This window comes from Sulfitobacter sp. EhC04, assembly GCF_001650875.1.
Classification (GTDB): domain Bacteria; phylum Pseudomonadota; class Alphaproteobacteria; order Rhodobacterales; family Rhodobacteraceae; genus Sulfitobacter.
The window spans coordinates 22,798-29,297 of sequence record NZ_LXYI01000013.1 but is presented as its reverse complement, the minus strand read 5'-3'; the positions used below and the strand labels follow the sequence as shown (position 1 = coordinate 29,297).

Sequence of the window (6,500 nt, the reverse complement as noted above, 5' to 3'; positions counted from 1 at the left end):
CGTCACCGTTTACATCGCCAGCAGACGATACTGAACGACCGGAGGTGTCATACTGATCAATGCCATTGATGACAAAACCATTGCTCCCGTCCAGCGACGACAGCAGAAATCTCGGTCCGAATGTGCCCGCAACGGGGACCGTGTCCCCATCGGTCAGCGTATAAGTGAAAGTATCCGTGACACTTTCCCCGGCTGGCAGCGCGTCAAACGCGCCGTTTGGGTCATAGTCAAACGTACCATCCGCGTTGAGCGTCAGCAGTGCGCCCGAGGGCAAGGTGATCTGCTGGCCGATATTTGCTGCGACGCCATTGACCTCTATCACCCCCAGAACCGTGCCCGCATCTGGGTCGTTGTCCGCCCCCGATCCATTATCTGCCAGAACCGAACCGGAGAGGATGTTGTCAGCATCCGTGGCAACAGCATCATTTTCAGCGACAGGTGCGGTGTTGGATAGGCTCATCTGATCAACGCCTTTCTGAAAAATTTAATTGGGGCAGGCTGGGCGACATCATCCCAGGCAATAAGCGACAGGCTAGCGACTGGCTTCACCACATGCAACTCGGACGACCCAAAAGGGGAAAATTGCCAGAAGGGAATAAGATTTTCTGTCCGGCAGCCAGCCGGCAAACCAGTACAGTATTGTTTTGCAATCAGTTGCTCAACGGTAGTCCGTTTGAGTCCTAACCTTCTCAGAACACAAAGGCTTTCGCAGGTTTAGAGGCTGCGTGTTGCAGACCACTGTGGGCGAAGAAATAGGGCATCTGAAATCACTTTGAATTTAGCTGCCGCCCCGCATCTTCAAGATCAGATCTTCTTTGCGCTGTTTCGGAATAGGCAGGTATGACCCCATCGTGACGGCCATGTTCTCATGCCCGATGTTCATCCCCCATGCCTTGAACTCTTCCACAGTGTTACAGCGGTCATTCGCCATCTTGATTAATGTGGTGCGAAAGGCATGGGGCGTGTATTGCGGCAACTGCACCATGGCAAAAGCGGTGCGGATGATCTTGTTCAGCGGGGTCGTGGTGGCGTATGGATCACGCGACAGTCCCACCTTTTGAAACCCGCCTGTTTTCGCCAGCCCCATCTGGGCCTTGGGGAACAGAGCATCGGTGTCGCCAAAGAACTTTTCCGTGCGCAGATATTTCACCCATGCCGTGAAACATTCCAGATAGGCAAGATCAACAGGCATGAACACGGTGTCGATGTATTTGGCGGCCTTGGTGTTTACCTCACGCGGGTCTTGGAACACTTTGCCATGAAACAGGTCGATATGTTTGAGCCTGAGGGACGCCACTGCCCCCACACGCGCCCCTGTGAGCATGAAGAACGCAAACAGCGCCTTGTCCCGCTTCTCAAAATCCGTGGCGCTGGGCATAGCTTGGAAGGCGTGAAATGCTGCCTCAGGTGTCGGGCTTTGCTTGTCGTTGGCGGTATGGGCAATGCGTGCCGACTTTCGGTTGTTGTTGAAGTAGCGCGTATCGCTATAGGTCAGCGCCTTTTTGTAACCCGACTGCCCGGCCAACCAGTGAAAGAACTTGCGCACAAGTGTCAGGGTGGCATCCACCGTCGAATGACCCAAGGGTTGCCCGCGTTGGTTTTTTGCTTGGGAAAGATAGGTTTTGAATTTGGCGGCTTGATCAATATGAAACCGCTTGAATGGCTTGAACCCTGTGGATTGCTCAAATTTGAGGACCGCCGCTAGAACCTTGTCTGTAGACTTGGCATCTAACCCATCCGCTTCCTCAAGATGGAACACATATTTGCGCTTCATCCGCTCGTTTTCCTCAACAACTTTTCTCATCTTGGCTTCCTTTCATTAGGGGGAATTGGGCCTGCACAAAGCGGCGACTAGCGAGACTGCTCAAAGTATGGTTTTGAACTGGCCTTGAGGGGTTCGTATAGGCTCAAGACACACCCTTGTTGGTGATCTCGTAAATCTGGCCAAACCTGCCCAGATCACCCTTGCCCACAAACCGTTGCAAGCCACCCTCACAAGCCTCACAGAGCCCCATCAGACGCCCTCTTGCGTCATTGGTAGGTATGTAATCGACCATTCCCCAAAGCGGCTTGCGCGGCGCTTTGCACTTAAGGCAATACATCTGATCCAGGGCCATTTTGACCGATCTCTTGGCTTGCTTGTCCTCAATGTACCGGATCAATTCAGCGCCCAGAATATAATGCGGGGTGGTTGCCGCCATCACCTCTAAGCCACTTGCGCGCCAATCCCGCACAGTATGCGGCGTGACGCCCAGCGCACCGCCCGCTTCATCATATCCATAGAGGCGGTGCTTTTTGATTTTGCGCGTTGAAACACGCTTGGCCATTAGACCTGCCCACCCTTGGAAGGCTCAACGCGCTGGGCCTCAGCCCATTCGTTCAAGTCTGCGCCGCGATATATGATCTTGCGGCCCAGCTTGTAAAACACTGGACCCATGCCCTTGTGACGCCATTGCGCCAGCTTTTCGCGGTCGCCAATGATGTTCAGTTCGTCATCGCCAAGAACGTAGTTTCTGTTTTGCTCGAATAAGGTTGCCATGCTTCCAATCCTTTTGTGATGGACTGGATGTTGTCTGACAGAAGGTATTACGTCGGAAAACAACGCCAAAAGCACGTATGTTCAAAGTAATAAGGTGTTTGTTCCGTCGGCTTTTCTCAAGCTTTTGACAGTGCTTCCACTACAGGTGATATTGTTGGACCCGTAGAATTTTTCGTGGTTCCCATCCCAAACAAACCGCCTGACAGGGCATTTAATGGGGGATTCCAATCCGACTCCTCCAACTGCCTAATCGCCCATTCTCCTGCCGTGCGCACGTTAGCGTTGATCTCAAGTATGTTAAAAACCTCTTCTAGAGCGCGCCCGTAATCAGTCGATGGGTGGCTTCCATCGCTCACCGTGCCGATGGTTGGCTTGACCCTGCGCTCTTGTGCAAACAAGCGCGCAAATCGCAGGGCAACTGTCCGAGCATAATACTTTGGCGGACGATGCGTCACGTTCCAAAAGTCCACCTCTTGCTGTTTCAGTTCTTTCAATCGACGCCGATAGGCTTCCATCATATGCAGCACAACCAGCAATGAACTATAATGAAATCCGGTCTCCACTACGTTTTTAACCGCGAGGTCGTTCGGGGTCGATATTTCCTTGAAGGCAATACTTTGCATGACGTGTTGGTTAATAGCCGGAACAAGTCGATCAATCATCAGCTTGTGTGTTTCTGGCGCATCCTGGCCTTGTCCCACCAACAATGAAAAAATCCCATCGCAATGACTGATGATAGCCTCCACCGCAGTCAGTTCCTGCAAAAACTCCGTCTTGCTGTCATGAAAGTTGGGGCGAGAAATATCCAAAAATGAGCTGGCCACAGATAGATAATTGCGATGACGCTCGCCAAATAGTGCTTCACACAGGGAATGTATCTGATCAACCTTAGAGGGCTTTTCCATAAGGGGTAGGTGGTGGCACCCTTTCCACATTTCAAGCCGTCGCCTTGAAGCGGTTCAGCGCAGTCAGTTTGTGGAAAAGTCGACTGTCACCCCCCCCTTTACGCATTTACTTATCTTGCGTTTGCATCCGATGTCGGTAGCGAAACAACCTTTGCATTTGCCCCGCTGACATAATTCGACCACCGCTCCATTAATATCCGCCGTTTTTCCAACAGGTCGGATCGCGCGTAAGCGCGCTCCACATTCGACCCAACCTGATGCGCAAGACTCAATTCCGCAATCTCGCGCGGCGCATTGGCTACCTCAGACGCCCAATCCCGAAAGGTTGACCGGAACCCATGCACCGTCACGCCCTCTACTTGCATCCGGCGCAACAGCATCAACATCGACATATTCGATAATGGCCTATTCCGTTTCTGCCCTTCGAACACATATTCAGACTGCATCGCCCTCAATGGTTCGATGATTGCCAACATTTCATCGGTCAATGGTACGCGGTGATCATCACCTGTCTTCATGCGGTGGGCGGGGCAGGTCCACAATCTTGCATCAAAGTCGATTTCTTCCCAACGCACCCCCAGCACTTCACCTGTCCTTGAACCCGATAGACAGGTAAACATCAGCGCCTTGGCCGCCATCGCATTGCGTGGCTTCAAGTCGGCATAGAAGGCTGGCACGTTCTGCCAGTGCATTGCCTTGTGATGCTGCACCTTGGCTTTGACCTTGGGCAGGGCTTGCGCGTCTTTGATTGCGGTGACGGGATTTTCGCCAGACCTGAACCCTTTGGACCGCGCCACATCCAAGACAGTCTTGATCCGCTGCGCCAGTCGCTTGGCAGTTTCGTGCTTTTCCGTCCAGATGGGCGCGAGGCACATCATCACCTCAGGCTGATCAACAGCATCAATCGGCATCCGACCAATCTTAGGGAAGGCATAGTCACGCAGAGTGTTAATCCACTGCTGGCCATGCTTAGCGTTTTTCCATGTGGGCATCCGGTCAATATGAACCTGTTGCGCCACTTCCTCGAAGGTCGGGATTTCCTGTCGGGCATTGAAACGTGGGTTCAGCCCCTGCTTTGCCATGCGGCGATATTCCAGCGCCCGCTCACGCGCTTGGTTCAGCGTCACGATGTCAGCACCGCCTAAGCCAAAATCCGTGCGCAGTGGCGCTCCCTTTTTGTTCTTCTGACCTTTAACGACCACCCGCACGATCCAACGCCGCGCCCCGGACGGATCGACCACCAAATAAAGGCCGTTCCCATCGCCATGCCGCCCAGCGCCTAGATTCTCCACCAGCTTCTTCGTCAGCTTGCCAGATAGGGCCATTAAAATACCACATTTCATACCACTCAAGGAATGAATATAGACAACATCGAAAGAAACTCAAGCCAAAGCACCACGACCACGAAAGCCATGCAAACAAAAGAAAAAGGCCGCCCAAGGCGACCCATTCAAACCGTAGAAAATGTGGTAGTGGCGGACCAAGGAGGATTCGAACCCCCGACCCCTTGATTCGTAGTCAAGTACTCTATCCAGCTGAGCTATTGGTCCACTGGCGCGGGGTTTAGTTGCCCGCGCAGAAGTTTGCAAGCCCCAGTTTTGACCTGTGGCGGATTTCCGGGCGATGTCAGACGGCGGCGTCCCCCTTGGGCAGGCAGACCGAAAAGCATGTGCCGGTTTTGTCACTGCTCAGCAGGGAGAGTTGCCCGCCGTGACCGCGCACCAGTTCCGCCGCGATGGCCAGGCCCAATCCGGAGCCGTCCTTGCGGGTGCCGCCCTGGAACGGCTTGTACAGGAAAGTGCGCGCCTTGGCGGGCAGGCCGGGGCCGGTGTCCGCGACCTCGATGTTCCAGTGGGTGTCGTTTTCCGACGCCCGCAGGGTGATTTCACCACCCGTGCCTGCGGACATCAGCGCCTGCCGGGCATTGCGGGTCAGGTTGCTGAGCACGCGGTAAAGGTGTTCGGGGTCTGCGCGCACCTTCAGGCCGGGTGCAACCTGGGCACTGAAGTTGATCTGGTCGCTCTGGGTGGCCAGGCGTTCGTTCTCGATCACCTCCTCCAGCAGTTCGGCCAGCGGCACCATGGTCAGGGTCGGCCCCGGCTCTTCCGCCTTGCCGAAGGCCAATGTGCTTTCGCACAGATGGACCGCGCGGGTGATCGACCCCACCAGCTTGGGCGCCAGCCGCTTGACCGCCGGGTCCTCGGAGGTTTCGATGCGGTCGGTGAATAGCTGCGCGGTGGTCAGGATGTTGCGCAGGTCGTGGCTGATCTTGCTCACCGCCGCGCCAAGCTGCGCCAGCCGGTCCTTCTGCTTCAGTGCCTGGGTCAGTTCCGTCTGCAGGGTGCGCAGGGCGACTTCGGCCTCGCGCAGCTCGGTCACGCCTGCCCTGGGCTCGATGATGCGGCGGGCATCCTCGGGGGCTTCGGCATAACGCTGGATATGACCCACCACGCGTTTCACGGGTTTGAGGAACATCGCCCTGATGGTCAGGAACAGCAGGGTCGCCGTGATCGCCGAAATCACCGCCGAGAGAATCAGGATGCGCAGGCCATAGTCGATCATCGCCATGCGCAGCGGTGCGGTTTCCATGGTGATCTCGATCAGCAGCCCCGCATCCCGGACCGGCGCGCCGATGACACGGATCACCTCGTTTTCGGGCCGGAAAAGGCGCATCACCGCATCCCGGATCAATGTCATCGCCGTCGCATTGCGCAGATCGAAGGTCTGCGAGATCGCCTGCGGCATCTCGGAGGACAGCATCAACTGGCGCACCGCGTCACGGCGCAGGACGACGTTGAAGACCTCTGCCGTTTCCAGCAATTCCGCTTCGAGCGCCGGGTCCAGCATGTCGTCTGCCAAAAGCGCCAGCGAGGCGATCTGCGCCCGCTCCAGCCGCTGCAACATGTAGTCTTCGCGGAAGCGCGCGATGGAGGGCACAAAGATCAACACTTCGGCCACCATGACAAAGACAGTGGTCAGGATCAGCAGGCGACCGGACAGGGAGTTCAGCATGTCTGCATCACCCCGATGGGACGGCGGGCGGGCTGTCGCGCTCC

The 6,500-nt window shown here is 55.6% G+C and carries 7 protein-coding genes and 1 tRNA gene; all 8 read right to left on the bottom strand.

Annotated elements, in window-relative coordinates:
- On the bottom strand, positions 1-460 hold a 460-nt coding region (locus A8B82_RS07330; protein WP_201120762.1), incomplete at its 3' end, for an Ig-like domain-containing protein.
- 318 nt (positions 461-778) lie between these two features.
- Positions 779-1,804, bottom strand: a complete 1,026-nt coding sequence (locus tag A8B82_RS07325; protein ID WP_067290227.1) for a site-specific integrase — start codon at positions 1,802-1,804, stop codon at positions 779-781.
- A 103-nt stretch (positions 1,805-1,907) separates the two neighbouring features.
- The gene (locus A8B82_RS07320) at positions 1,908-2,327 is read right to left on the bottom strand and encodes a hypothetical protein (RefSeq protein ID WP_067290224.1); all 420 of its coding nucleotides are present in this window, start codon (positions 2,325-2,327) and stop codon (positions 1,908-1,910) included.
- A complete protein-coding gene (locus A8B82_RS07315; protein WP_067290222.1) occupies positions 2,327-2,539 on the bottom strand; it encodes a MerR family transcriptional regulator in 213 nt (70 codons plus the stop codon). The genes A8B82_RS07320 and A8B82_RS07315 overlap by 1 nt, the downstream gene beginning before the upstream one ends.
- 116 nt (positions 2,540-2,655) lie before the next feature.
- Complete coding sequence (locus A8B82_RS07310) at positions 2,656-3,444, bottom strand: hypothetical protein (RefSeq protein ID WP_067290220.1); 789 nt, start codon at positions 3,442-3,444, stop codon at positions 2,656-2,658.
- Between the two features lie 110 nt (positions 3,445-3,554).
- The gene (locus A8B82_RS07305) at positions 3,555-4,769 is read right to left on the bottom strand and encodes a tyrosine-type recombinase/integrase (protein WP_067290219.1); all 1,215 of its coding nucleotides are present in this window, start codon (positions 4,767-4,769) and stop codon (positions 3,555-3,557) included.
- Positions 4,770-4,917: 148 nt separating this feature from the next.
- A tRNA-Arg gene (locus tag A8B82_RS07300) sits at positions 4,918-4,994 on the bottom strand.
- A gap of 76 nt (positions 4,995-5,070) precedes the next feature.
- Positions 5,071-6,456 carry a sensor histidine kinase gene (locus A8B82_RS07295; protein WP_067290217.1) on the bottom strand — a complete coding sequence of 462 codons (1,386 nt, stop codon included), beginning with the start codon at positions 6,454-6,456 and terminating at the stop codon, positions 5,071-5,073.
- Positions 6,457-6,500 lie beyond the last annotated feature (44 nt).